We start from the raw sequence: 832 nt of genomic DNA, 5'->3' as shown, positions 1-832 counted from the left end.
AGAGCCGCTAACAAAATTCCGGCAAGGCGCGACAACAGATGACGCAGCAGGCCAAGCTCAACAGCGCCACATGAGTCTCGACGGCGCGCTCAAACCGGATGCGCAGCTTGCCAAACGCGGCCAGCCACGCATGTGTGCGCTCCACCACCCAGCGGTGACGCCCCAGCCGGTCATTGCGTTCGACACCCCGTCGTGCGATGCGGCTTTGGATGCCTCGTCGCCTGAGGTGCCTGCGACAGCGTGCGAAGTCGTAGCCCTTGTCGGCATGCAGCTTCTCGGGCCAGCGGCGTGGCCTGCCGCGCTTGCCCGCAACGCTGGGCAGCGCGTCCACCAGTTCCTCGAACACCACCGAGTCATGCCGGTTGGCGCCCGTGACGCAAAACATCAGCGGGATGCCCTGCCGGTCCGTGACGAGGTGACGTTTGCTGCCGAGCTTGCCCCTATCCGTCGGGTTGGGGCCCGTGTACGAGCCCCCCGGGGGCTGGCCACGCTGGCCCCGTCCAGGCTGAATCGGCTGAAGTCCAGTCGCCCCGCGCCGTGCAATTCGGCCAGCAACACCAGGTGCAACCGATGCCACACGCCGGCCACCTGCCATTCACGCAACCGCCGCCAGCAAGTCATGCCGCTGCCGAAGCCAAGCTCCTGCGGCAGGTACTCCCAGGGCGTGCCCGTGCGCAGTACGAACAAGATGCCGTTGAGCGCCAGTTCGTCACTCAGCCGAGGGCGTCCTCCGCGTGGCGACTTCCGCACCTCGGGCAACAGCGGCTGTATCCGCGACCACAGTGCTGCGCTGACTTCCTTCTTGACTGCCATCTTCCTCAGCGGTTCTTGA

1 protein-coding gene is annotated in these 832 nt (G+C 66.2%); it reads right to left on the bottom strand.

What is annotated here, in order from left to right; genetic code table 11:
• Positions 1-7: 7 nt before the first annotated feature.
• A protein-coding gene (locus ACG00X_RS24025) for an IS5 family transposase (RefSeq protein WP_394492348.1) occupies positions 8-813 on the bottom strand; the annotation gives its coding sequence in 2 pieces (ribosomal slippage) (positions 8-486 and positions 486-813; 807 coding nt in all).
• Between the last annotated feature and the right edge of the window lie 19 nt (positions 814-832).

This window comes from Pelomonas nitida, assembly GCF_043555975.1.
Lineage (GTDB): Bacteria > Pseudomonadota > Gammaproteobacteria > Burkholderiales > Burkholderiaceae_C > Pelomonas > Pelomonas nitida.
Note: the sequence above shows the minus strand (reverse complement) of the source record. Positions and strands in the feature narration are given on the sequence as shown.